The sequence below is a fragment of the Paenibacillus sp. CB74 genome (genome assembly GCF_055687625.1).
On the sequence record NZ_CM146009.1, the window covers coordinates 2,467,367 to 2,492,011 of the forward strand.

General features: G+C 47.3%; 22 protein-coding genes. 11 read left to right on the forward strand and 11 right to left on the reverse strand.

Features of this window, described 5'->3' with window-relative positions:
• Positions 1-159: 159 nt before the first annotated feature.
• Positions 160-1,290 (forward strand): GGDEF domain-containing protein, encoded by a 1,131-nt coding sequence (locus ACX9NY_RS10780; RefSeq protein ID WP_339242076.1) that lies wholly within the window; start codon positions 160-162, stop codon positions 1,288-1,290.
• Between the two features lie 118 nt (positions 1,291-1,408).
• Here ACX9NY_RS10780 and ACX9NY_RS10785 read toward each other — a convergent pair whose 3' ends face one another.
• Together ACX9NY_RS10785 and ACX9NY_RS10790 are read right to left on the reverse strand one after the other, a co-directional pair.
• Entirely contained in the window at positions 1,409-1,930 is a 522-nt protein-coding gene (locus ACX9NY_RS10785) for a hypothetical protein (RefSeq protein ID WP_339242074.1), read from the reverse strand.
• 71 nt (positions 1,931-2,001) lie between these two features.
• Positions 2,002-3,645: a sensor domain-containing diguanylate cyclase gene (locus tag ACX9NY_RS10790; RefSeq protein ID WP_339242072.1), complete on the reverse strand. Its 1,644-nt coding sequence runs from the start codon at positions 3,643-3,645 to the stop codon at positions 2,002-2,004.
• Between the two features lie 297 nt (positions 3,646-3,942).
• On the opposite strand from ACX9NY_RS10790, the gene ACX9NY_RS10795 reads away from it, so the two are divergent.
• From ACX9NY_RS10795 to mnhG, 6 genes are read left to right on the forward strand one after another with little or no spacing between them, the layout of a single operon-like run.
• Positions 3,943-6,897: a Na+/H+ antiporter subunit A gene (locus ACX9NY_RS10795; protein ID WP_472479267.1), complete on the forward strand. Its 2,955-nt coding sequence runs from the start codon at positions 3,943-3,945 to the stop codon at positions 6,895-6,897.
• A gap of 1 nt (position 6,898) precedes the next feature.
• Entirely contained in the window at positions 6,899-7,237 is a 339-nt protein-coding gene (locus ACX9NY_RS10800) for a Na(+)/H(+) antiporter subunit C (protein WP_036670645.1), read from the forward strand.
• Entirely contained in the window at positions 7,230-8,708 is a 1,479-nt protein-coding gene (locus tag ACX9NY_RS10805; RefSeq protein WP_472478564.1) for a Na+/H+ antiporter subunit D, read from the forward strand. The genes ACX9NY_RS10800 and ACX9NY_RS10805 overlap by 8 nt, the downstream gene beginning before the upstream one ends.
• A 6-nt stretch (positions 8,709-8,714) precedes the next feature.
• A complete protein-coding gene (locus tag ACX9NY_RS10810) occupies positions 8,715-9,191 on the forward strand; it encodes a Na+/H+ antiporter subunit E (RefSeq protein WP_339242068.1) in 477 nt (158 codons plus the stop codon).
• Positions 9,191-9,475: a Na(+)/H(+) antiporter subunit F1 gene (locus ACX9NY_RS10815; protein WP_017688855.1), complete on the forward strand. Its 285-nt coding sequence runs from the start codon at positions 9,191-9,193 to the stop codon at positions 9,473-9,475. The genes ACX9NY_RS10810 and ACX9NY_RS10815 overlap by 1 nt, the downstream gene beginning before the upstream one ends.
• A complete protein-coding gene (gene mnhG, locus ACX9NY_RS10820) occupies positions 9,459-9,851 on the forward strand; it encodes a monovalent cation/H(+) antiporter subunit G (RefSeq protein ID WP_076249568.1) in 393 nt (130 codons plus the stop codon). The genes ACX9NY_RS10815 and mnhG overlap by 17 nt, the downstream gene beginning before the upstream one ends.
• Before the next feature lie 134 nt (positions 9,852-9,985).
• Here the strand turns inward: mnhG and ACX9NY_RS10825 are convergent, their stop codons facing one another.
• The 6 genes from ACX9NY_RS10825 to ACX9NY_RS10850 all read right to left on the reverse strand — a co-directional run bounded on the left by ACX9NY_RS10825 (position 9,986) and on the right by ACX9NY_RS10850 (position 17,927).
• The gene (locus ACX9NY_RS10825) at positions 9,986-11,158 is read right to left on the reverse strand and encodes a rhamnogalacturonan acetylesterase (RefSeq protein WP_339242065.1); all 1,173 of its coding nucleotides are present in this window, start codon (positions 11,156-11,158) and stop codon (positions 9,986-9,988) included.
• A gap of 51 nt (positions 11,159-11,209) precedes the next feature.
• Positions 11,210-12,229, reverse strand: coding sequence for a dienelactone hydrolase family protein (locus tag ACX9NY_RS10830; protein ID WP_472478565.1), 1,020 nt, complete (start codon positions 12,227-12,229; stop codon positions 11,210-11,212).
• A gap of 190 nt (positions 12,230-12,419) precedes the next feature.
• Complete coding sequence (locus ACX9NY_RS10835; protein WP_472478566.1) at positions 12,420-14,645, reverse strand: MMPL family transporter; 2,226 nt, start codon at positions 14,643-14,645, stop codon at positions 12,420-12,422.
• A gap of 108 nt (positions 14,646-14,753) precedes the next feature.
• Positions 14,754-15,908, reverse strand: a complete 1,155-nt coding sequence (locus ACX9NY_RS10840; RefSeq protein ID WP_472478567.1) for a type III polyketide synthase — start codon at positions 15,906-15,908, stop codon at positions 14,754-14,756.
• 240 nt (positions 15,909-16,148) lie between these two features.
• Positions 16,149-16,769 (reverse strand): flavin reductase family protein, encoded by a 621-nt coding sequence (locus ACX9NY_RS10845; RefSeq protein ID WP_472478568.1) that lies wholly within the window; start codon positions 16,767-16,769, stop codon positions 16,149-16,151.
• A gap of 165 nt (positions 16,770-16,934) precedes the next feature.
• Positions 16,935-17,927: an iron-hydroxamate ABC transporter substrate-binding protein gene (locus tag ACX9NY_RS10850; RefSeq protein ID WP_339260747.1), complete on the reverse strand. Its 993-nt coding sequence runs from the start codon at positions 17,925-17,927 to the stop codon at positions 16,935-16,937.
• A gap of 225 nt (positions 17,928-18,152) precedes the next feature.
• On the opposite strand from ACX9NY_RS10850, the gene ACX9NY_RS10855 reads away from it, so the two are divergent.
• The gene (locus ACX9NY_RS10855; protein ID WP_342572738.1) at positions 18,153-18,791 is read left to right on the forward strand and encodes a hypothetical protein; all 639 of its coding nucleotides are present in this window, start codon (positions 18,153-18,155) and stop codon (positions 18,789-18,791) included.
• Between the two features lie 94 nt (positions 18,792-18,885).
• On the opposite strand, the gene ACX9NY_RS10860 is transcribed toward ACX9NY_RS10855, so the two are convergent.
• A complete protein-coding gene (locus tag ACX9NY_RS10860) occupies positions 18,886-20,121 on the reverse strand; it encodes a multidrug effflux MFS transporter (RefSeq protein ID WP_339242052.1) in 1,236 nt (411 codons plus the stop codon).
• 6 nt (positions 20,122-20,127) lie between these two features.
• Positions 20,128-20,871, reverse strand: coding sequence for a GTP pyrophosphokinase (locus tag ACX9NY_RS10865; protein WP_062834047.1), 744 nt, complete (start codon positions 20,869-20,871; stop codon positions 20,128-20,130).
• Positions 20,872-21,172: 301 nt separating this feature from the next.
• Here ACX9NY_RS10865 and ACX9NY_RS10870 point away from each other — a divergent pair, with 301 nt between their 5' ends.
• Together ACX9NY_RS10870 and ACX9NY_RS10875 are read left to right on the forward strand one after the other, a co-directional pair.
• On the forward strand, positions 21,173-22,006 hold the full coding sequence (locus ACX9NY_RS10870) for an alpha/beta hydrolase family protein (RefSeq protein ID WP_472478569.1): 834 nt from the start codon (positions 21,173-21,175) through the stop codon (positions 22,004-22,006).
• An 85-nt stretch (positions 22,007-22,091) separates the two neighbouring features.
• Positions 22,092-22,808, forward strand: a complete 717-nt coding sequence (locus ACX9NY_RS10875) for a YoaK family protein (protein WP_472478570.1) — start codon at positions 22,092-22,094, stop codon at positions 22,806-22,808.
• A gap of 47 nt (positions 22,809-22,855) precedes the next feature.
• On the opposite strand, the gene ACX9NY_RS10880 is transcribed toward ACX9NY_RS10875, so the two are convergent.
• Positions 22,856-23,752 carry a LysR family transcriptional regulator gene (locus tag ACX9NY_RS10880; RefSeq protein WP_472478571.1) on the reverse strand — a complete coding sequence of 299 codons (897 nt, stop codon included), beginning with the start codon at positions 23,750-23,752 and terminating at the stop codon, positions 22,856-22,858.
• A 137-nt stretch (positions 23,753-23,889) separates the two neighbouring features.
• Between ACX9NY_RS10880 and ACX9NY_RS10885 the strand changes: the two genes are divergently transcribed.
• Positions 23,890-24,594 (forward strand): O-methyltransferase, encoded by a 705-nt coding sequence (locus ACX9NY_RS10885; protein WP_472478572.1) that lies wholly within the window; start codon positions 23,890-23,892, stop codon positions 24,592-24,594.
• Positions 24,595-24,645: the final 51 nt, after the last annotated feature.

The following is a 24,645-nucleotide window of genomic DNA, read 5'->3' on the forward strand; positions in this document are numbered from 1 at the left end:
GTCCCTTTTTCGGAAAGTTTCTGCCTTTCTATGTGATATAATGTAAGCTTAGTTCTCATGCTTAGAATATAATGATTTGCGTTTTGTCCATTGTGATTTATAATCATCATATACGAGAGTCATTCTGTCGTACCATTATGATGCAGTCAGCGGTGATATATGAAAAGGTTCCATACATACAATAGCAGCCACATTCCAACCGAATACGAGTTCAAGCATTCCAAATGGATTCAGAAAATGCTTCATGCCTACTGGGTTGTCATCATTGCACATTTTGCCATTCAGGTTGGCTGTTTCCTGTTTCTGGAGTATGATCGCACACCTCGAGATTTCTTGATGAATGTCCTGTTCTGGCCTACGGCCATCAGCAGTTCTTGCATTTTGTTCGCAAGCTGGGTTGATCGACGCTTCAGTTCCTATTCCTTCTATACCATGTCTATCGCCAGCACCGTTATTGCCTGGACGATTATTCATGTCAATTATGATATTCGGATTATATTAGCCATCTGCCTGTTGCCCATCTTCGCTTCGGTGCTGTTCTTCAATAAAAAAAGAGTCTGGATTGTCTTTCTGATGCAGATGACTGGTTACCTTCTGGTGTTGTTCGATCCGGCCTACCGGTTGTACCTGTCTTCATTTGATATGGTATCCATTCCTGCTTTTCTAATCTTAGGTACATATGTAGCACAGGTTATCGTGACTAGCGGCGTTGAGGTTTTGGACGATCTTCAGGCCAGTATGCTTGCCAAGCAGGACCTTATTGTGCGAAATGCCATTATGACCAAACAGTCCAAAACAGATGGTTTAACCAACCTTTATAATCAAAGCTCATTCAAGGATTATTACGAAAAGGCATTCGAGTATGCCAACAGCGGCATGAGTCTGCATCTGGCTTTGATTGATATTGATGACTTCAAATCCATTAATGATACTTATGGTCATCGGGTTGGAGACATCATTCTGGAGAAGGTGTCCCTGATCATTCAGGAAACCATTACCTCCAGTGATATTGCCGCACGGTACGGGGGCGAAGAGTTCGCCTTATTGATGTTTGAGCAATCTTTCAAGCAGGCCTATGCCTTGGTGGAACAGATTCGTCAGAAGATTGCCCTGATGGGCCATCTGGAACTTGAAGGAGCTCCCATCACGGTAAGTATCGGTCTCAAAAGCTACAGTCCTAATCTAAGCAAAGACAAATTGTTTGAAGAAGTGGATGCCTGTTTGTATGCCGCCAAACGAACAGGTAAAAATAAAACCGTAACATCACTTGAACTGACTTCGCATTCGTAGAGAAAATATAAATAAAAAAAAAGTTGTGCTGTACTCCGGAATCCCGGTTTGTACAACACAACTTTTTTTGGGTTTGCATAGCATCAGCAGGCTGATCCTCTTCATACGTTTAATGTGCTCATTCCGCCCATTCCCAGCGGTGACGATTTTGCTCCAGCCTGGGATGAAGATCACCGGATGACCCATCAATGATGAGACGCAGCTCTTTGATCCAATCCTTGAAAGAGTCAAACGAAGCAAACATATTTGCCATCTCAGTTGTCATATACAAAAAATGAGGAGCGGGATATTCCGCAGTGATATGTCGCAGTGCACTATCCACAGGCGTATATTTCTTTCTCTTGCCCTCAAGCCCCTCCACACGTATACGTGAATTGGGATGCTCCCGCCGCCAATCATGCAGACGGTCTTCTCTTTTGTAATATGCCTGGATTGTATCCTTGCTCATTCGCTTAAATGTACTCTCGTGTAAAGGATACAGCACGAGCTGTAAGAATGAACGAGTATCCATCGTTGCAACGGCACGTTCGAGTTGCTCATCAGTCACACGTTCAAACGAGTCATAAAAAGTCAGTGTCCCTTTATGGCTGGCCGCAGGTGGCTCATAACCGTAAGGTACCGATGTATATTTACCAGACATTTCACCCCTCCTTGTCTATATGATGATCCGCAGTAAGGTGATTGGGATAACCCAGCTCCTGTTATTATACGCTATTGATTCTGCTTCAACTCGGAATAAAATGTCATTCTGTTCTTGCCTGCACGTTTGGACTCATACAATGCTTCATCCGCCATTCGGATAATCTCAGATGGGTTGTTGCTGTTGGTTGGATATTCAGCCCCTCCGATGCTACATCCAATTCGAATTCGCTCGTATTCAATAATAAACGGCTTGTTCAGACTTTGAATGATGGCTTCTGCATAAGCGCAGGCTTCTTCCCTCGGATGACTTCCGACCGACTGAAGTACAATGAGGAATTCATCTCCGCCCAATCGAACCGTTATGCCCTTCTCCTGACCAAGAGAGGACAGACGTTGGGCCACTTTTTGTAAAAGAACATCTCCAACCTGATGTCCAAGTGTATCGTTGACTCGTTTGAATCCATCCAGATCCAGATAGAGAAAAGTCAGCGTGTGATTTTCACTTTCGGTCTCCAGAGACTCCTCCAGATACACTTCAAGGGCAGTACGATTCGGCAGACTTGTTAACTGATCAAAATGTGCCAGATTCTGCATTACAACCAGCTCTGAGTCTTTATTCATCAGAGAGGTCAGCATATCGCGAAGCGAGCGGGACAACACTTCAATCTCCTTAATCCCCTTATTTTCAGGAATCTCAATCTCTTCACCTGCCCGGAGTCGATTGGCCACTCTAGTGAGACGTACAAGCGGGGCAGAGATCAGACGTGAGACAAACCAGCCAATCAGTGCAAACAGCGCAGTAACCGCAAGACCAGCCCACACATTAAACCGCATCAGGTCAAAAACAGATGCAAACGCTGTCGACTTGACTTGACGAATAACCACAGTCCAGCCTAATCCGGGATAATCCAGATGACCCTGGCTGTAGGCAAACCCTGTTACATATTCCTTACCATCAGGCCACTCTTCAATGGACCAACTGCTTTGGTTGCGCTGGGCCTCTTCGACGCCAGGCAATGCCAAAGGTTTACCAATCCATTCCTTTGGCCCCAGCAACACTGTATGTTCCTTTTTGCTTACGATAAAGAACTCAATGTCCTTTTCTTCTCTTTTCAATGGGGAAAGCACGGATTCTTCGACTTCCTTCGCCCATGCCCAGCTTAAATGTGCAGCGAGCACACCCCTAATATGTCCTTTGTTATCCTTCAGTGGAAAACTGATATCGACAAATTGCAACGGCTCTCCCGTTGGATTTGGTAACAGCTTGGCAAGAAGTACTGCGTTATGCACATCTCCAATGAATTTACCCTTGATCCCCTCCTGATACACAGGTCGCTCTGATAAATTTTCTCCAAGCAATATACCATCTGTCGCGGCTAGCACTTTTCCCTTCGGGTTCATGAATCCAACCCATGAGAATGAGGGAAAGCTATCTTGTAGCTGATCCAGCAACATCTGAATCTCATCAGGCTGAAACCCATCTTCTAGCGAAGCCATTTTGCCCAGAAGATCCAGTTCACCGGCGCGCGCGGACATAAACCGATCCAGTTTGTCCGAAGCTTGTGAGGCCGTACCTGTAAGTGAATGACCAATCTCGGTCTCCACAGCAACGAATGATTTTTTGCTAAAAACAGATCCAATCGTCAAGGTAACCAGCAGGGATAACACAGCGAAGATGACAGTAAGCACAGTTCTAATCTTGAATGACATCATTTCCTCCATTACACGGTGAAACCATCTTGCTTTTCAACATTAGTATGCTGCAAAGGGTACACGGGATGTCACCTAATCGTTTTCATATTTATCGGAACTTGTGTGTTTTTTTATTATACAAACCCATACAATAATTACGGAAATCTTCACCGTGTTTCTTCCATTCAAAGAATAGACACGATTCTGTATATACATACTTGGGTTATGAATATAGAGAGCAAGCATATCCCTTTGAGGATTATGCGCCTGTATGTCACAGAGAGAGTAGTCGAAATACTAAACATTGGGGGTGTAATGTTGAGCCTGCTTCATGTTGCTGTTATTCTGCCTTTTGCCGCTGGCATTCTCCTTGCCATGCTGCATCGTTTCTTCCGTAAAATTCATTTGGGATGGCCGGTTCTCATCGTCCCGGCACTATTATTTGTATACTTTGCGAGTCTCATACCCGCTGTGTCACAGCGGGATACCGTATCCGGAAATATTCCATGGATTCCTTCACTGGACATTGGATTTAACCTCTATCTGGACGGTCTGAGCCTCATGCTGACACTGCTAATCACCGGAATCGGTGTCCTCGTTGTTCTCTACTCCATCTTCTACATGGATATGAAAGAGGCGCTAAACCGCTTCTACCTTTATCTGTTGATGTTCATGGGAGCCATGTTGGGCGTGGTGCTGTCTGATAATATGATCGTGCTCTACGGGTTCTGGGAATTGACCAGTATTACGTCTTTCCTGTTGATTGCATTTCATTACAAACGCAAAGCTTCCACTTCAGGAGCACAAAAATCTTTCCTGATTACGGTTTTTGGCGGTTTCGCCATGCTCACCGGATTCATGATGATGTATCTCATTACCGGAACATTCAGTATTCGTGCAACCATTGCAGGATTGGGTCAGTTTCAGGAAAGCGCACTATTCCTGCCCGCACTTGTCTTGATCTTAATTGGTGCTTTCACCAAGTCAGCCCAATTCCCGTTCCATATCTGGTTGCCGGATGCCATGGAAGCTCCGACACCTGTCAGCGCCTATCTGCATTCCGCCACGATGGTCAAGGCAGGACTGTATGTTGTGGCCCGGTTTACACCGATCTTCGGTGGACAGGGGCTCTGGTTCTGGCTTGTTACCGGCGTTGGTCTCCTGACTTTGTGTTATGGATCATTCCTGGCGGTGAAAAAAAACGATCTCAAAGCGATTCTCGCCTATTCGACCATCTCTCAACTTGGTCTGATCATGTCCCTCTTAGGGGTGGGATCTGCTGCTCTCTTCTTCGGATATGGCGAATCCTCTGCGATGTATACCGTGGCAATAACCGCTGCGCTGCTTCACCTTTTTAATCACGCGACCTTCAAGGCCGCTCTGTTCATGGTCGTAGGCATTGTTGATCATGAAACGGGTACACGTGACATCCGAAAGCTCGGTGGACTTGCTTCATTCATGCCAATTACATTCACCGTAGCATTGATCGGATCACTTGCTATGGCGGGTATACCGCCATTCAACGGATTCCTGAGCAAGGAGTTATTCTTCCAGGCGATGGTCGAAGTCACGCATCTGCGAATCTTTGGACTTGGTTCCTGGAGTGTTCTTTTGCCGGTATTGGCTTGGCTTGCAAGTGTGTTTACCCTGATCTATGCGCTGATTATCGTGTTCAAAACATTCCTCGGTCGTAGCCAAAGCGAGATCCCTGCCGAGAAGCTGCACGAAGCGCCCGTTGGTATGCTCATTCCGCCCGTTGTTCTAGGTGTTCTTGTCGTTGTATTCGGACTCTTCCCGAATCTGCTGGCCGGATCACTGATTGAACCGGCCATGGCAGCCGTACTTCCATCCCTCTTAGATGGAACTGAACGCTTCGATGTACATTTTTCCCTGTGGCATGGATGGACTCCGGAACTGATTATGACGATCGGAGTTGTGATTCTCGGAATCACTCTCTACAAGCTGTTGCCACGATGGAGGAATATTTATGAGCATTATCCGCAAGGATTAACCATTAACAATATGTACCATGTTGTACTGGATAATCTTCAGCATTATGCACGCAAATGGACGGAAGCCTATATGAATGGCTCGGTTCGTAATTATTTGGTTTACATTTTCTCATTCACGGTTGCCTTGTTGGTTTATGCCTTCTTCCGTTCAGGTGAAAATATTACCTGGAATCTGCAGGGCAATGCACCTTTCTCATTTTATGAGGTCGTTCTGCTGGTCACACTCATCGGTGCGGCGGTTTCGATTCCTTTTGCCAAAAACAGACTGTCGGCAGTCATTATGACCGGTGCGGTTGGTTACATCGTAACCCTGCTGTTTGTGCTCTTTCGGGCGCCGGATCTGGCCTTGACACAGATGATTGTCGAGACGGTATCCGTTGCATTGTTCCTGCTCTGCTTCTACCATCTGCCTGAATTGAAACGTGGCAAATCAAGCCGTAGTTATCTCACGGTAAATATGATCGTAGCGATTGCAGTCGGCGTTGTGATGACCTTTGTTGCTCTAGCTGCAAGCGGAACAGCATCACTGGACAGCATTTCTACCTTCTTCCTGCAAGAAGCGTATGACTCTGCTGGTGGTAAAAATGTCGTGAACGTGTTATTGGTTGATTTCCGTGGATTCGATACGTTACTGGAGATTATGGTGCTCGGCGTTGCTTCATTATCCATCTACTCCATGATTAATCTGAACCTCGAAGCCAAAGATCTCGGAGCCCGCTTGAAGTTCCGTAAGAAGGACGAAAGTCAGGAGTCTGAACCTGCTCTGGATGATGAAGCGGATAATACGAAAAAGTATGGTAACCGTGAACGGAGCTCATCCTCGTGGGATACTGTACCTTTGCAGAGTAATGATGTATTGCTGCAAACGACCACCAAGGTCGTTGTGTTCATCATTCTGACGTTTGCCATGCACCTGTTCTTCGCAGGACATCACAATCCGGGTGGAGGTTTTATCGGTGGCTTGGTTACAGCGGCAGCGCTCGTATTGATTGCCCTGGCATTCAGTACGGATACGATACGCAAAGCGTTACCCGTTGACTTCCGTGTTCTAACAGGAATCGGATTGGGTATCGCGTTACTGACAGGTGCAGGTTCATTTATATTCGGAGTTCCGTTCCTAAGCCAAACCTTCGGTTATTTCGAACTCCCTTTGCTAGGAGAGACAGAACTCGCCACGGCCATGCTGTTTGATCTTGGCGTGTATCTCGCTGTCCTGGGTGTCACCATGACCATCATTCTACAGATCGGGGAGGATCGCTGATATGGAAATATTGATGTGTGTAGCCGTTGGCATTCTGTTTGCGGTTGCTGTCTTTTTAATCTTGTCGCGGAGCCTACTCCGTATCGTACTTGGCATGTCCATACTAACCCATGGTGTACATCTGCTCTTGATCACCATGTCACGTCTCAAAACCGGGGCACCACCCCTGCTTGGGGAGATGGCCGAGCGCTATGTCGACCCTCTTCCTCAGGCGTTAATACTAACTTCTATTGTAATTAATTTTGGACTCACTGCGTTCTTCTTTGTTCTTTCTTATCGTTCTTATCTGAAATTAAAAACAGACGATATGGAAGAAGTAAGGGGGCGCCCATATGAATAATCTCGTCGTTCTGCCGATTCTGTTGCCTTTAATCACAGGTGTTCTGGCTTTGCTCTTTTTCCGAAAAACAAATATCCAGCGGATCATTAGTGTCATCGGGCTTTTGTTTACAGCAGCGGTCTCAACGATACTTATTACTCGTGTAACTCAAACTGGAGTGCTCACGCTTAATATGGGCGGATGGGCACCTCCCTATGGTATTGTGCTAGTTGCTGACATGGTGTCTGCGTTGCTTGTGGTTGCTGCTTCCATCATTGCGCTGGCTTGTCTGCTGTATGCATTCCGCAGTGTAAACAAGGAGAGAGAAGAACATCACTTCTATCCGTTCTTTCATTTTCTGATCGCGGGAGTTAACGGTTCATTCCTAACCGGAGATTTGTTCAATTTGTTTGTTTGCTTTGAGCTGATGCTGATCTCTTCCTATGCACTGATTGTATTGGGTAGTACGGAAAGGCAGCTTCGTGAAACGATCAAATATGTCTTGATTAACATCGTTTCTTCAGCCCTGTTTGTCGCTTCCATTGGCTTCCTTTACTCCATTACTGGCACACTGAACATGGCAGACTTGTCCGTAAAAATTGCTGAAGTGGGACAGAGCGGAGTCATTACCTTAATTGCCGTTCTCTTTCTGATTGTATTCAGCATCAAGGCCGGACTGTTCCTGTTCTTCTGGCTGTCGGGCTCTTATGCGGCACCACCTGCTGTCGTCACTGCATTGTTCGCAGGATTGCTTACCAAGGTTGGCTTGTACGCTATTGTGCGAACATTCACACTGATCTTCTATCATGATCCTGATTTCTTCCATGCCCTGATCGGATGGATGGCTGGTGCTACGATGGTTCTTGGTGTTATCGGTGCAATCTCGTACCGCGATGTGAACAAAATTCTCATCTACAACGTGGTTGCAGGTGTAGGTTTTGTCGCTTTTGGTATGGCTGCAGCGAGTCGTCCTGCACTGGAAGGTCTGCTCTTCTACATGCTGCATGACATGTTAATCAAAACATTGCTCTTCCTGCTTGGCGGTGCCTTGATCGCCGTTGCCGGAACATCCAAACTGGACAACATGGGCGGGCTGATCCATCGCTATCCGCTGCTCGGCTGGATGTTCTTCATTAGCGCACTTGCCTTGGCAGGCTTGCCTCCATTCAGTGGTTTTCCGGGGAAGTTGCTCCTCTTCGAAGGTGGCTTGCAGGCAGGCTTGTATGGTCTGACCGGTATTGCGGTGCTCTCCAGCTTGTTAATGTTATATTCGGTACTGCGCATCTTCATACAAGCGTTCTGGGGCGAACCGCCTGCCGGTGTTGCAAGACGGCCATACGCGGTGAACGGCCTGCTGATTCCTGCCGGAATTCTGTTTGTATTCATCATCGTAATGGGTGTGGGGGCTGAAGGCATGTTCCAATTGACCTCCCGCGCAGGCGATATTCTACTGCATCCCAATATTTATATTGATGCCGTATTGAAGGAGTAGATGTCTATGGCCTTTCAGATTGTACTTAATCTTATCATTGCCTTTGTATGGATGTTTTTGAACAACGCCTGGAATGGTGTTGGTTTTCTCATAGGTTACCTGCTCGGACTACTTCTCATCGGGGGGATGCGGAGATTCTTCCCCCAGCGCTTCTATATTGTTCGAGTCTGGGCCATCTGCAAACTGATTACATTACTGTTCAAGGAACTGGTGCGAGCCAGCATTGAGGTTATACGCCAGATTATCAAGCCCAAGCTCGACATAAGGCCCGGTATTTTTACGTATAAAACTCAATTGTCCTCGGATTGGGAGGTCACCCTGCTCTGCCTACTTATTTCATTAACACCGGGTTCTCTGCCACTTGAGATCTCGGGTAACCAACGCAAACTGTTTATCCACGCGCTAGATATCAAGGATGAACAGAAAATGAGAGATAATATTCAAAACACATTCGAAAAAGCAATTATGGAGGTGACGCGTTAATGTTATCCTCACTGTTGTTCATCTCATTGCTCATTCTCTCCTTAGCCATACTAGGGTGCTTGTATAGGGTGCTTCGGGGACCATCCATGGCTGATCGGATCACAGCATTGGACACCATCGGTATCAATGTAATTGCCATCGTCGCCGTTCTTTCGATGATGCTGCAAACTCAGGCATATCTGGATATCATCTTGCTGATTGGTATTCTGGCTTTTCTAAGTACAGTGGCATTTGCACGTTATATTGAACGGGGGGCGGTATTCAAAAATGATGGAGATCGTTAAGGTAACCGCTGAAACAGCCATAGGTTTACTCGTACTGCTTGGTGCATTGCTTAGCGCCCTCAGTGCGTTCGGACTTATTCGTCTGCCCGATGTATATCTACGAGCCCATGCCGCAACCAAAAGTATGACGCTTGGCGTGTTCTGTGTACTAAGCGCTACGTTTTTCTACTTCTGGTACTTCGATAACTATATCAGTGCCCGTTTGTTGTTAGGTATCCTGTTTGTATTCATCACGGCTCCGGTCGCCGGACATCTGAACGGACGGGCCGCCTATCGCACAGATGTACCACTGTGGGAGCAGAGTGTACAAGATGAACTGGAACCCTTGTTAAAAGGTAAAAAGGTGAACCATGAAGCCAAAGACATGATGGAGTGATCCTCCATCTCAGAAATAGCGAATACCCCCAAGGATCAGCCGCCCTTTTCGTGGGCTGTTCACGGGGGTATTTTTTAATTTATCATACGCAGTTCATATCATATCCGGATCATGCAGGCAGATAATATTCATCATTAGAATCCACTCAATCCCTGTCTTTTCAGATCCGCAGCCACAATGCGTGCAAGCTGTGCAGCACCTTGACGATTCGGATGCAGACTATCCCCCGTCATATACAGAGCGAGTGTTGCCGCCGGACCAATGGACGTGAAATAAGCAGAACTCAACTTATTCAGTTCAACCAGTGTGACCCCCTCTTCCTGAGCCAGTGCACGAGTCGATTGATTATACCAGCGGTTCTCCGCTTGATGTACATTGGCTGTATTAAAGTCTGTTGCCCGGCCTTGTGGCGTGGAGAGGATAACCGTTGCTCCTTTGTTCTTCGCCTGACGCACCATATCCCGCATAATCTCTTTAAACTGCGCCTCCGTTGTATTGTTCTTGGCATTGGTATCGTTAATCCCGAATTGCAAAATAAAATAATCTCCCGGCTTGATATACTTCAGAATCGCCTCCATCTGACCATCGTCGCGGAATCCTCTCGCAAACTGACCACTTGATGCCATATTACGAACCTGGAACGTAGCGTTGTTCACATAAGACGGTAACAGCTGCCCCCACCCTCCTTGTACACTGCTGCCAAGCGGATAGTAATTACAAACTGTTGAGTCACCACCGATGTAAATCGTGCGGTTGGTTACGGTCTGATTGGATATCTTCCGAATCTCGAGTGCGCTGAGTGTAAATGCAGTACCTGCTTTTCCTTCCGTAATGAGCAGATTGAGTTGCCCATCAGTTATCGGAATTTGAAATTGATCCGTCGCCCCGTTGCCCGTCATGTTGATGATCTGGTACACCCCTTCTGCCGCCACACTTGCTCTGGCTGTATTGCCCAGAACCACTTTGACCTCATATAGGCCATTGGACAAGTTCACATTGAAGGTGTTGTTGCTCTTCGTGCCAAACGTCAGAAACTGTACGGCGTCACTCATTACTCCGCTTCCAGAAGCAGACACATTTCGCATATTGGCTGGTGTATTGAACCCATACCCTTTGGTAGCCGTGTAGGCATCTCCTGCGGACACGCCTGTGTAACCGCTCTCAACCGGACCCGAACCAAAATCAAATCTGTAATTGTCCGTTGCTGCCTTGGCAACTTGCCCTCCACTGCTTCCCAGACCGATGCTCAACGTACTTGCAAACAGAATAAAACAGAGCAGAAACTTTACCAATGTTGACCATTTCATCACTGAATTCTCCTCTCGAATCCATATTAGATTGGTGCATGATCCACAACTTCACAGAACTCGATCAAGCCAGTCATAGGCCTTCGCTCCGCTAATCTCATGTCCACCTGTAAAGAAATCCGCATCCAGTGCTTCTGATGCCCCCGCTTGTTCATAGATGTATGTCAATCGCTTATATGCTTCTCTTGCTGCATCGAGCGGAAATACCCGATCATCACTTCCAGCTTCAATAAAGAGTGGTCTAGGTACAATCAAGCCGATGAGATCGGGCAACTCCGCTTCACGCAGGATACCTGGCACATAATTGTCCAGACAATGGTTGCGATCCAGTATGCTGCCCTGGAATGTACTTGCATAGCCACTTACTACAGCTGCATGGAAGCGTTCATCCAATGCGGCTGAAAATGCCGTAACCAGACCACCACCCGAGATACCCATGCTTCCAATTCGCTCCGTATCCACTTCCGGTCGGGTCAATAGATAATCCAGTACTCTAGTTGTTTCATATACCCTGTGCCCGGCGAGAGTCTTCCCCACCATGAGCAGATGCGCCGCAATCTTCGTACAGGAGCTTACCCCTGGTGGCGCATCGCGGTCCTCTGCCAGTCTTCGATCACCGAAACCGAGTAGCTCTGGAGCCGCAACCACATATCCACGCTTCACAAGCGCTACTGCAAAGTCCTTGTGTAATCCGGGCTCTCCAGTCCGTGGTGAACCATCCGGTTCCATACCAGAGATCTCCCGGCTACCATAGCCATGCCCATGACAAGCAACGATAGCAGGTCTTCTCACCTCGGTAGTGCTTCCATCCCCTGGAATCAATACATACACAGACATACGGAGTCCCGCATAGGTCGTGATCTCAACCCGCTCCCGGATATACCCGTCACATGGAATGCGCTCCAGTAAGACAGGATTCAATGCTGCGTCCCTGGTTGGAAAACCGCCCAGCCGTTCTTTCACGCGGGTACATAACTGACTGCGCCATAACTCCAGGGGTTGATCTGCCTGATATGCGGAACGTCCACGGAGATTCGTTTGTTGTTGTAAATAGGCTTCAATATCCGACATGGGCCTGTGTCCCTCCTGTTTTTCGTAAAGATAACGTAGATAGAAGACTGTCATATGGAATGAATCCCATCCATTATAGAACATTGATGTCACCCATGAATTGAACATGTTTGCCTGTTTTGAATAGAATCATACGATTTCTAGCCAAAAAGGATATCTCCAACCTGAAGACAGGTTACGGAAATACCCTTCATTTGATCTGACCTGGCAGCCACCAGTTCCACCTGCCCATTAATCTCATCAACGCAGGTACCAATATTAGGCGGATCAATGTAACGTCAATCAATACCGCTGCCGTGATTCCAATCCCTAATTGCCTCACACCTGCAACTTCAGCAAAAGCAAACGGCACGGTAACCGCAAGTAGAATTGCCGCTGCGGAAGTGACCAGACGACCGGTAGAAGCCAGTCCTTGTTGGACAGCTCCATCACTGTCTCCTGTTCGTCTGTACACCTCCTGAATACGACTTAACATAAATACCCCATAATCCATGGATATGCCAAACACCAATCCTGCAATGAATACAGGGATCATAATAGCAATGTCTGATTGCTCCATGCCCAGATGTCCTTCATTAAACACCCATACCAAAATGCCAAATGAAGCGGCTAAGCTGAGCAGATTCATCACAATCGCTTTGATTGGAATGAGTAGAGATCGGAATGCCGCCAGTAATACAAGATAATTGGTGACGACTACAAATACCAGCACTTTAGGCAGTTGATGTGTAACTTCCTGCATGATTTCAACCTGCTTGGCAGCTTCCCCACCATAACGCAGTTTTACATTGTTGGAACCTAGTGCATGATCGCTATTCCTCATCCGTTCCAGCCAATCTGCGACCTGCTCCGATCCAGGCTCCCCATGCACGGTGGCTACCAATCGTATGGAATAATCAGAGACCGTTGAACGCAGCCATGCCGTCCTTGTTGACTCCTTGCCTTCTATGGAAGGCGACGACGATGGAATTGTAAACAGGTTTGGTGAGCCATTCTGATTAGGCTGTAATAGGCCCCATGGTGAAACAATGCTCAATACGTCCGAGTCCTGAAGTAATTGACGTGCTTTGTTGTGGGCCGTCTGCCAGTGTGAGGTAGTTAACCGTTCCTGCTGTCCACCAATCACGATCTCGATGGTGGAGGTATTCTTTGGACCATAATCATGCTGCAACAGCTCTGCTGCCTGGCGGGACTCCATTCTGGCTGGCAGTGAAGAGGCATCCGGGACAGACAGTTCCAGCCGGGTCACTGGATAGACACACAGGAGCAGCACGATCGTACCTCCAATTGCCATGCTGACTGGACGTTTCATGACCATTGCTGACCATCTGTGCCACACTGAACCTCTAGGTAACGAATGAATTGAATTTTGCCTGAAGACACGATCCGCGAACAGTGACAGTAGAGCTGGCAGCAGTGTAAGATTTAACAATAGTGATAGAAGCAGAACAATGACGGCCCCCAAGGAGACACTCAGAAACATTGGCAGCCTGATCCAGAGCAGACCCAGCAGCCCGAGGAGTACGCAAGCTGCCGAGAATAACACTGCTCTGCCTGCTGTACGTAATGTTCTTTGAAGAATCTCGCTCTGCATAACCAGGCTTCTTCCCGGAATATTAGCTGCACCTTCATCTTTATATGCCCGCTGAACTTCTTCCCTGTACCTGCTCAGGATGATCAGGGCAAAATCTATACTGAGTGCCATGCCCACCATGGGAATAACGTTAATGATAAAGTTGGACAATTCCAGATGATAACCAAGGAGCGTTGTGGCTCCCATCGCTGTAATCACAGCACTGATGCCCATCATGACAGCAATCAATGCGGCATATAACCCCCTGAAAGCGAAGCACAGAACGATTAGGGCAATCGGTAGCCCCACCATCTCTGCCCGTTCCAGGTCACGAAAACTCAGATGATTCACATCCTGTTGTACGACGGTCTTGCCGGTCAATTGGACTGTACCTGGACCGTCTGTTGCCAGCAAGGCGCGCAACTGCTCAATTGGAGGACCCATCTGATGTGGGGGCACATCCATCTTCACAAGGGCATATGCCCTGTGATTTTGCAGCGTGACCCTTTCGCCAGCATCCAGCGGGAACGTGACAGAGCTTACCGCAGGTAACACTTGAACCTGTGTCAGACGTTCCCTGATCCACTGTCGGAACGCTAACGGCGAGGTATTATCCTTTTTCTCAAAAACCAGAATAACCGGATTCGCAGGAGAAGCGAATTCGTCCTCCAGAACAAGCTCTACGGCTTGCGCATCCCCGTGAACCCGTTTCAATCCGTGATCCTGGACAATGTCAGGCAACCTCCACGCCCAGACCGCTGACATCCCGATGATAAATACCCAGCAGAGAATAATGAACCGTGGATATCGGCTGATGAAGGCAGCAAGTCTGCGATAAGCCATACCTAAGCTCCTCTGCGATCAGATTAGTCATTCGATTACGTTCATCGGTAAGATCGTACGCACATCCAGCCACTTGCGGTGTATGTCTCCTTCACTCGGATTCGCGAACTAATGGATGCCTTGCTTCACAGGTGTTCTGTTCGCCATGGGCACAGGAATGTATGTAAAAGGGAGTAATTCTGCGGTCAGTCCGGGTCCAAAGGCAAGCGCTATTCCACTCGAGTAATCTTCTTTTTGTCTGTAATCCTCGCGGATGGCTTGAAGTACAAAGAGAATTGTCACAGACGACAGGTTGCCATAATCCCGCAGGATGTTACGACTGTATGAGACCTGCTCATCTGTCAACTGATACAGCTTCTGAACGGCATCCACGATGCCTCTGCCTCCCGGATGGATCGCCCATATTTCAGGTAAACTCCCCCCCTCGAGAAGTCGCTCAACCTCTGGCCCAAGATGCAGACCAAGCAGCTTTGGAATCTGTGGTGACAGATAGAGGTCAAAGCCTGTATTGCCCACTTCCCAGATCATTTCTTCTGCACAATCCGGGAGCAGCGTTGAGTACCCACGCCCTAGTCGAAAACATTCATTACGGTCTGTTCCGGACGCACCAATAACACAGGCAGATGCACCATCACCGAAGAACGATGCAGCATACAGGTCGTCCCGTTTGGAAGATGGCTGAAAATGAAGCGTGCACAGCTCCACACACACGATGAGAACCATGGCCTTCTGATCGGTCGTTACAATGGAATTCGCCAGTTGTATCGCCTTCAGACCCGCTGCACATCCTTGAAACACCAGCGGAATCCGGTTAATCTGCGGTGACAGTTCAAGCTGCTGGATCAGCCGAACATCAAGTCCGGGCAGGAATTGGCCCGTGCAACTCACCGTAATGAGATGTGTAATTTCCGAGGAGGATACGTCCGCATCCTGAAGCGCTTGTCCGGCCGCCTCCAGACCAAGGGGAACAGCAGCAGCTTTGTATTTGCCCATGCGCTCGGATGTAGTCGGAACTTCCTCCCTACTCGTGAAAGGTAAGTATCGGCAAGAATCAACAGGCTCAAGCAGATTCGGTTCACACGTATAACGAGTCTCCACACCGCACTGATTAAAGATTCGTTTCGCCCATCTTCTCGCATCCGGCTCATGTTCCAGCGCCTGTGCGAGACGGGCAGACACATCCTTTTGCTCAATACGGTGGGCTGGCCACGCCGTTCCTATTCCCATAATACTTGCCCCTGTAGTTTCCTCAAGCTGGTTCATCGGCTTAACCCCCTATATAATCTTTTCTTTCTCATCAAAAGTGGGCTTGTTAAACGACCTATATATCAAATAGGTTCATATAAAAATGTGCAGGTTATAGTACAAGTCTATTCACTCCCTGTCCCATTTATGTTCATATCACAACGAAAGGCGGACAACCTATGCGAGTTTCGCATGTGTTGTCCGCCGTTATCTACAAAATTAAACCCTTTCACAAATTACATATAAGATCTTTCATACCTATTCAGGGCGTATTATGGTAAATCTCTCTCCGAGCTTGGCATAATCATTACCCGCAAGTCGGCTGACTGGTTTCAAATGATCCATCAGGATATACCCCTTGTCCGGATTATAGACTTGTTCGCTGAAATGATACTGTACTATGCGTACCAGTAGCAAATCACTCATCGGTTTGCCATCATCGTTGGTAATGGGAATGTGCTGATACAGCTCACACTCCATTCGAATAAGGGCTTCTTTTATTCCTGGCACGGCGACCTTTGTACTTGGTACTGTAGTCAGTTTCGTCCGCTCAAGCTCACTTTCATGAGGTTCAAGGATAGCTGCTGTCTCATTTACTTCTGCTATGATTGCTTCATCACATATATGCACAACCAACTCTCTATGAGCAAGTACATTACGTGCAGTATCTTTCATCATGCCGTCTTTACGCGCAACGGATATGGATAACAGCGGTGGGTCCGAGCTAACCACATTGAAGAAACTGAAAGGTGCTGCATTGATCACACCATTCTGATCTGAACGTGTTGTCACAAAAGCAATTGGGCGTGGCACTACCGAGCCACTCATTAGTTTATAGTTGTCTCTTCCCGTTATTTCACGTGGATCCAATGTATACATATGTAATATCCCCTTTCCTGCTCGTGTAACAAGTGTCCATTTCACTGCAAGACACGATACCACACTCCTATTAATTATATAACGTAAAATGCTGAATTAACAAAAAAACTCCCTGGCCCCATTGCACCAGAGAGTAGGAATATGCTTTTTCATATCGACTAATTCTTATTTAACAATGCTGTTCTGAATGTCTTCCATAATTTGAAGGTTCGCTTGAACTCCACTATACAACCAGCTGCTGGACCGGGTGAATTCAAACAAATTACCATTTTTCACAGCCGGAATGCTTTGCCACACTGGATCTTTCAGTGCTTCCGCCCCAGTACCTTCATCACTATTCACAAAGAACAAGTAGTCTACATCCATTTCCGCCAGCTTCTCCAAAGAGATGGAAGACCAGTTACCTGTTGCATTGGCAGAGATTTCTTTTACAACTTCAGGCTCTTGAAGGCCAAGTTCTTTATACATTACTTCTCCACTTGATACATTGTCACTTACAATAAAGAACTTGCCACTAACCAACCAAATGGCCGCTGCCGATTTCGTTCCACCTGTAACGTTGTTGATCTTTTCCTTAATTTCTGTAGCTTTAACTTCGTAATCATCCAGCGCTTTTTGTGCTTCATCACTCTTATTCAATATCTCACCGATTTTCAGCAATGTTTTACGCCAGTCGCTATTGATCTCATCGCCAAGTACATAAGTAGGTGCAATCTTACTGTACTGTTCGTATTTTTCTCCTTCAACCACACTTTCAGAACCAATAATAATCAGATCCGGGTTGAAACTTGCTACCGCTTCAAAAGGAAGATCGAAGGCAATCGTTGGAATACCGTTCAGATCTTTTTGCAAATATTCCTGAATGCCGTTTGCTACTGACCACTGTGCTGCTGGCTTAACACCTAGTGTTACCAGATTGTCTTCTAGATAAGATGCGATAATACGCTCCGGATTCGCCGGGATTTTCACTTCGTGTCCCATTGCATCTGTCATGGTTCGCTCTGTAGCGGCTTCTGTTTGCGTTTCTGTCTCGGTCGTTGTATCGTTCTCTCCAGCTGCACCGTTCTCTGCCGGCTTCGCTCCACATGCTGCTAACCAGATGGACATAACCATCACCGTAATCAAAAGTGTGATCATCTTTTTATTTCTCTTAAACACTTTATTATCCCCTTTCAATATGGAAACCTTATTAGCTGTATTGGGACAGATATCTACGTTCAAAAACAATGATATTATTATTGATACATATAATACCCGTATGTACATTTGTCCAATTCCATTGACAATGATAATTGTTATCAGTTCAATTGTCAATTCGATTATGTCCGAGCGAAGCATATAAAATCTTCTTGGCGGCATTCACGTATAGGCGGATGCCGCCATATGCTGAATGCAGAATACGACGACAGGAAGGATGTTCTATACATGTATTACGAATATAGTCCTTATCTAAGTTATGGAGAAGACCGCTCCTTTCAATTGCCTCCACTATTCCCAGGAGGTGGCGGTGGCGGCATCCCAGGTGGTCAGACGTATCCGGGTACCCCTGGAGGTCAAGGCTCCTATCCTCCATTCATTCCAGGCGGAGGACCAGGTCCATATATTCCTGGAGGCATTCCGGGTACAGCACCGGGCGTACCTGCGCAACTGGCACAAGGCAATCTGCCAACGCTGCTTAGCGCCTATCCGCGTCCGGTAGGTCAGCCTCCCGCAGAGATGCTTTTTCTGTATAACCTGATCAAAAGCAGCCCGGGTCTGCTTCCACTCTTCCTCCAGCAACAGCCGCAAAGTCTCACTCAAGCTGTACAATTTGCACAGACGGGTGCAGCGGCACCGCGAGAAAACGAAGAACGTGCACTGCCCAACTTTTGCTATAACCGATGGTCCCTTGTCTTCACATACAATGATGTGTACCTAATGTGGCCTGCCATCAATCTGTTCGGTTTTGTAGTGGGGTACTTCTATCCATTCCTCACGCCAGGCATACTGTCCAATACACAGATTTTGTTTGCGCTCTGCTAAACTTGTCCTTAGCGACAGCAAGAGCCTCATTTGGAAGTATGATTCCTTCCAAGTGAGGCTCTTGTTCGTTCTTTTAATCAAAGAATCCGTATCGTTAACTCAACGTCTGATCCATCTGACGCTTCCTGCCCCGACTGACCATTAGGAAATAAATCAGCAAGGCACCGAGATCCGCACACGCGATAACGATTCCCATTGGCACAGCTGTACCTTCTCCTCCGAGACCAACTAGCGGAGCGACAATGCCACCGAACAGGAACGTCATCACACCAATAAGCGCAGACGCACTTCCTGCCGACTTCTCCTGATTGGCCATCGCCAGAGCGAAGGACGCAGTATTGACCAGTCCAACACTGGATACCACCAAAAATAACGGAATCAGTACAGAGATTAGATTACCTCCCGCCAGAATGGCGATGAGCAGTGATGTGCCTCCCAGGGCCGCGGTTAGCAGCCCCGCGATTAACAGGCGGGTTTCAGATACCTTACCTGCAAGTCTGCCGGCAACCTGACTGGCCAGAATAATGCCAAGCCCGTTGATGGCAAAGCAGATACTAAACATTTGCGGGGATACCCCATATATTTTCTGAAGTACAAACGGTGAACCGGATATGTAGGCAAACATACCAGCCGCTACGAAACCCTGGGTCAACGCATAACCCATAAACTGACGATCGCCTGCGATTTGACGAAACGTAATCAACGTCTGTTTCAATCCCCCGCTTGATCTGCGGTTGGAGGGCAATGTCTCTCCAAGGCCGAAAATAACAGCCAACAGCGTCAATATACCGATGAGGCTAAGCAAAATAAATACGCCACGCCACGACGTATATGTCAACAATTGTCCACCAATGATCGGTGCAGCAATTGGGGCTACGCCGTTAATCAGCATTAACAGGGAAAAGAACCGTGTCAGTTCCGGGCCTGAATATACGTCTCTGACGATTGCGCGCGAGATGACAATCCCAGCCGCTCCGGCTACACCCTGAATGAACCGCAGCACAACAAAAGAGCCCATCGTAGGGCTGACCAGGCAGAGTATGGAAGCTATAGTATAGAGCATAAGTCCTGCAATGAGCGGTGTTCGCCGACCACGTACATCACTTAGAGGTCCGGCAAGCAGCTGCCCCACCGCAAGTCCAATCATACACGCCGTCAGACTGAGTTGAGCATAGGAGGTCGATGAACCGAACTCATCAGCCAGTGTAGGTAATGCGGGTAAATACATATCCAGGGACAACGGCCCGAAGGCCGACAGCGTCCCCAGAATTAAAGCCATACGTACACGGGATGTGGGATTCGTGTTCAATGAAGCTATTGTACTTTTCATCGAGTACTACTCCCCGCTACCCAGCAGTTTGAGCAAGTTGGACGGCAGTGTGAACTGTTGGTTGTTAATAATGATACGGCGCAGTTCTTCTTCATCCCGCTCGTTCTCGGCGTCCTTAATCTCCTGAATTTCCCGGTGAAGTCGTTCCATCTGTTGATCCAGTGCATTGGCGGAGTCTGCCGCACTCTTTAGCTCTCTCGTCAAATGCTCGGGAACATCCTTATTGTATTTATAAAAAATCTTATGCTCTAGACTCGCCCAGAAATCCATCGCGATCGTACGAATCTGAATCTCCACACATGCTCGTTCCTCGCCATTGGACATGTACACAGGCACTTCCACCAGGAGGTGAAGGCTTTGGTAGCCATTTGGCTTCGGATTCTCGATGTAGTCTTTGACCTCCAGTACACGCAGATCGCTCTGGTTGCACAGCATATCCTTAATGCGATAGATGTCCGAGATAAAGGAACATGTAATCCGTACCCCGGCGATATCCTTGATATTTTGCTTGATGCTCTCAAACGTTAACTCATGATTTTTGCGGAACATCTTGTTCATAATGCTCTCAGGTGATTTCAGTCTGGACTTTGTATGCTCAATTGGACTGTAATCATGCAGAGACTGGAATTCTTCCTTCAATACTTCAATTTTGGTCTCCATTTGATCCAGAGCAAATTTATAGATCATCATAAATCTCGTAATTTCATATTTAAATTTCTTGAATTGATCGATTGGATGTGGAGCATTCATCATGGCTTTCTTCCTTTCTTTCTGCACACTAAAGTTAGTTTTATGAATATGAGGACAAGCGGTCAATCCACATGTCTCCTGAACCATTATAAATCATCTGAAGCCAATAAACGAATTTCTCACCTTCGGGATGGAGATTTAGCTTAGAAGGTATGGGAAATTATTAAACGAGCATCATATAGAAGCATCCCTGTCAAAGGGCCGTTCATTTGCCGTTCATGACTAATAAAAGAGGTGAATCACCCTGCTCTATCAAGTGACGTATTCATCCGATACACTTCGGGTTAAAGCTTATTTATTCTTGCCACGAGGTTGTTCATTACCTGATATCACGACATATGAATCTTCTTATCCCCGCTCTGTCTCATCTGCCTTTCCGGACTTCACTTCCACACTTAATTCTCTACATCTGCAACCACTCGCCAGCGACTACCCTGCTGCAAACATACCTGATATCGCACACCCACAGGAACAGTGGCCAGCGCTGATCTATTGTCGCGGCGGACTTGGCAGCTATGGCGGGGTAAATACCGTTTGGCTTGAGCAGTTTGTACAACAAGGTTATATCGTGTTCGCCCCATCCTATCGTGGCAACGAAGGCGGTGAAGGTCGTGACGAGTACGGCGGAAAAGATGCCGAAGATGTGCATGCTGCTTATCGGTTGATACAGCGTTTACCTTTTGTCGACCCGAAACGTATATCGTTAATGGGGTTCTCGCGTGGGGCCATTAATGCTGTACATACGGCAACTGCCTACAATGAGGGACCGGATAAAGTACATAAATTAGTTCTTTGGAGCGGTGTTTCCGATGTGGAACGCACTTACCATGAGCGAACCGATCTGAGGCGCACATTGAAGCGGGTATTAGGTGGTTCCCCCCGCGCAGCTCCGGAAGCGTACCTCGCCCGTTCTCCCTTATCCAAAGCGAACAAACTATCTTGTCCGGTGCTGATCATGCATGGTACATCGGATACACAGGTGAATTATAGCCATGGAACCCGAATGTATCACTGGCTTAAGCGCCGAGGTGCAAACGTCACATTCCACGCTTATGGCGGGCAGGATCATCATTTTCACGAGAAAATACATGAATCTGCGGTAAACAATATGTTTGATTGGCTCGCTGCACCTTAGCCAGCGCTATGAATTTCATTTTGAAGAAGCATGGGTTATGGCTGTATACTGGATGGGCTACGTTTCTTTTGAAAGGACGGATAGAATGAATCAAAGTACCCTCCAAAAATACGCCATGCTACTTCTCTGTATGTCTGCCGGAATGGTGGATCTGATCGGATATCTGGGACTGGGGCATGTGCTGACAGCCAACATGACAGGAAATATTGTTTTATTGGGTATTGCCATTGCCCGAGCTCAGGAATTTGTTGTGCTCCGGTCACTGCTTGCTCTCATTGGTTTTATTGCGGGCAATGCCATTGCAGCACATATGGTTGGACCTGTGCAGACCAAAAATGGCTGGTCTACTAAGGTTACCACCGTATTTACAGTTGAAAGCATATTGCTCCTTCTGTTTGCAATCGCTATGATTAGCCCATTTTCAGAACAACTGTCCTACCTGTTAATTGTCATCCTGGCCGTTGCCATGGGAATGCAAACAACCGCGGCACGTCGAATCGGCATTGCTGGCATCTCAACAACCGTGCTAACCAATAATCTGGCCGCTGTGGTTGAGGACACCGTAAGCATCCTTAAAAGACTGCGACATGCTAATATTCGATCGTTAGTCACAGCCCTGTCTACAGACGCCTACCTTCGTGCAGGTGCTGTTGTCATCTATTTGGTCGGTGTCATTGCAGCCGCACTGCTATTCCACCGTGTGCCCATGATCGCAGTCTGGATTCCCGTCCTGATCATTGGCGGTGTAACCCTGTACGCCCGATTACACGCATGGGGAACTTCACAACAAAGTGAAGGTTAAATACCGAATAAGCAACCCTCTTAATCCTTTAAGTGCAATCGCACTATTTATTTCATCAATGCAGCTTCTTGCCGAATAAACTTGACCAGATGCTGTGCAGCAGGTGACAACACTTCCCCTGCTCGTGTACATACGGCAACCGTATTTCTCAGCTGTACTTCTCGAACAAACACACGTGCGAGCTTACCTTGCCGCACATCTTCCTTCACAACCAAAGAAGATATGAAGTTGGCCCCATAACCTGCCTTCACCGCACTGATCGTTTCATTCAGCCCGTTGAACTGAAGTGCAATGCGGGGAGCGGCCAGGTTATTGGTTGTACATAGGGACACGAGTCGCTCACGAGTAGCACTGCCTTCTTCGCGCATGATGAACGGTTCTGCCATCATCTCATGCAGCTCAATTTCTTGGCCCGCATACGGATGGTCTGGATGCACAACAAACCACATCTCATCGTCAAACAATTCGTCCCATTGGACACCCACATGTGTAATACCACTCCCACCATACACTGCAATCTCTGCCTCATAGCGAAGTAACTGGTCAAATGCCATCCGGGTATTGGTTGTACTCACAACAATCTCTACATCCTCGTGCATTTGCTTGAACCGCGCAATCCAGCCTGGCAACAGAAAATTCGAAGGCAAATAGGTTGCTGTAAGACGGATCAGTCCTTTTTTGCCCTCCCGAAAATCCTGCACAAAATTCTCGACATCCTGCTCCAGCATGAACAGCCGTTCCGCATAACCAGTTAACTGTATCCCTGCATCCGTAAGCACCAGTCTTCTCCCCTCCGAAACAAAAAGCTGAATTCCCAATTCACGTTCAAACTTTTTCACCTGGGAAGATACAGCAGGCTGACTAATATTCAGTTCCTCTGCGGCACGAGTGACCCCGCCATATCTCACGATGGCATGAAATAATCGTAATCCATGCAGATTCATGTGTTACACCTCTTCCATATCAAATACATAACTTAAATTTATATTAACATACATAATATATATTTTATTTATACAATTACTCCAGCTATAGTTGAATTATGAAATCCAATACAAGAACCAAGGAAGGAACATTGAAGATGAAAAATACAAATACAACCGATCTCCAGCATACCTGGACCCAAGTCGATGACTACATGAACGATCTGCTGATCCCCTCCGATTCCCTGCTGGAGCAAACATTGCAAACCAATGCCGAAGCTGGACTGCCCGCTCATGACGTAACACCCAATCAAGGAAAGTTACTCCAGCTTCTGCTGCAAATCCAAGGCGCATCCCGTGTACTTGAAATCGGCACATTAGGGGGCTATAGTACCATCTGGATGGCAAGAGCGCTGCCGGAACACGGACGTATCGTCTCCCTGGAATCGGAATCACGCCATGCGGACTTGGCGCGAACCAATATCATACGTGCAGGACTTATGCACAAAGTTGATCTGAGAGTTGGTCCTGCCCTGACCACCCTTCCCGATGTTCAGGAAGAATACAGGGAACCGTTTGATATGATCTTCATCGATGCTGACAAACCGAGTAATCCCGATTATCTGAGATGGGCCCTGAGACTGACTCGACCGGGAAGTCTTATTATTGGTGACAATATCGTCAGAGACGGTGAAGTGATCCGCACGGACAGCACGGACCCCAGAGTTCAAGGCGTTCGATCATTCCTGCAGTTAATCGCGGATCACCCCCGGCTTGAAGCTACAGCACTGCAAACGGTGGGAAGCAAAGGTTACGATGGATTCGTCATTGCTCGTGTGTTGGATAACCCTGAACCAAAATAAACAGTGGTCAATTCTTCCGCAAATTCCCCTTTCCTGTTAAACTGGAATGAC

What these genes read in the sequence shown, in the direction of transcription:
- ACX9NY_RS10780 (WP_339242076.1), top strand. Translation starts at nt 160, where the DNA reads ATGAAAAGGTTCCATACATACAATAGCAGCCACATTCCAACCGAATAC.
- ACX9NY_RS10785 (WP_339242074.1), bottom strand. Translation starts at nt 1,930, where the DNA reads ATGTCTGGTAAATATACATCGGTACCTTACGGTTATGAGCCACCTGCG.
- ACX9NY_RS10790 (WP_339242072.1), bottom strand. Translation starts at nt 3,645, where the DNA reads ATGATGTCATTCAAGATTAGAACTGTGCTTACTGTCATCTTCGCTGTG.
- ACX9NY_RS10800 (WP_036670645.1), top strand. Translation starts at nt 6,899, where the DNA reads ATGGAAATATTGATGTGTGTAGCCGTTGGCATTCTGTTTGCGGTTGCT.
- ACX9NY_RS10805 (WP_472478564.1), top strand. Translation starts at nt 7,230, where the DNA reads ATGAATAATCTCGTCGTTCTGCCGATTCTGTTGCCTTTAATCACAGGT.
- ACX9NY_RS10810 (WP_339242068.1), top strand. Translation starts at nt 8,715, where the DNA reads ATGGCCTTTCAGATTGTACTTAATCTTATCATTGCCTTTGTATGGATG.
- ACX9NY_RS10815 (WP_017688855.1), top strand. Translation starts at nt 9,191, where the DNA reads ATGTTATCCTCACTGTTGTTCATCTCATTGCTCATTCTCTCCTTAGCC.
- mnhG (WP_076249568.1), top strand. Translation starts at nt 9,459, where the DNA reads ATGATGGAGATCGTTAAGGTAACCGCTGAAACAGCCATAGGTTTACTC.
- ACX9NY_RS10825 (WP_339242065.1), bottom strand. Translation starts at nt 11,158, where the DNA reads ATGAAATGGTCAACATTGGTAAAGTTTCTGCTCTGTTTTATTCTGTTT.
- ACX9NY_RS10830 (WP_472478565.1), bottom strand. Translation starts at nt 12,229, where the DNA reads ATGTCGGATATTGAAGCCTATTTACAACAACAAACGAATCTCCGTGGA.
- ACX9NY_RS10835 (WP_472478566.1), bottom strand. Translation starts at nt 14,645, where the DNA reads ATGGCTTATCGCAGACTTGCTGCCTTCATCAGCCGATATCCACGGTTC.
- ACX9NY_RS10840 (WP_472478567.1), bottom strand. Translation starts at nt 15,908, where the DNA reads ATGAACCAGCTTGAGGAAACTACAGGGGCAAGTATTATGGGAATAGGA.
- ACX9NY_RS10845 (WP_472478568.1), bottom strand. Translation starts at nt 16,769, where the DNA reads ATGTATACATTGGATCCACGTGAAATAACGGGAAGAGACAACTATAAA.
- ACX9NY_RS10855 (WP_342572738.1), top strand. Translation starts at nt 18,153, where the DNA reads ATGCTGAATGCAGAATACGACGACAGGAAGGATGTTCTATACATGTAT.
- ACX9NY_RS10860 (WP_339242052.1), bottom strand. Translation starts at nt 20,121, where the DNA reads ATGAAAAGTACAATAGCTTCATTGAACACGAATCCCACATCCCGTGTA.
- ACX9NY_RS10865 (WP_062834047.1), bottom strand. Translation starts at nt 20,871, where the DNA reads ATGAATGCTCCACATCCAATCGATCAATTCAAGAAATTTAAATATGAA.
- ACX9NY_RS10875 (WP_472478570.1), top strand. Translation starts at nt 22,092, where the DNA reads ATGAATCAAAGTACCCTCCAAAAATACGCCATGCTACTTCTCTGTATG.
- ACX9NY_RS10880 (WP_472478571.1), bottom strand. Translation starts at nt 23,752, where the DNA reads ATGAATCTGCATGGATTACGATTATTTCATGCCATCGTGAGATATGGC.
- ACX9NY_RS10885 (WP_472478572.1), top strand. Translation starts at nt 23,890, where the DNA reads ATGAAAAATACAAATACAACCGATCTCCAGCATACCTGGACCCAAGTC.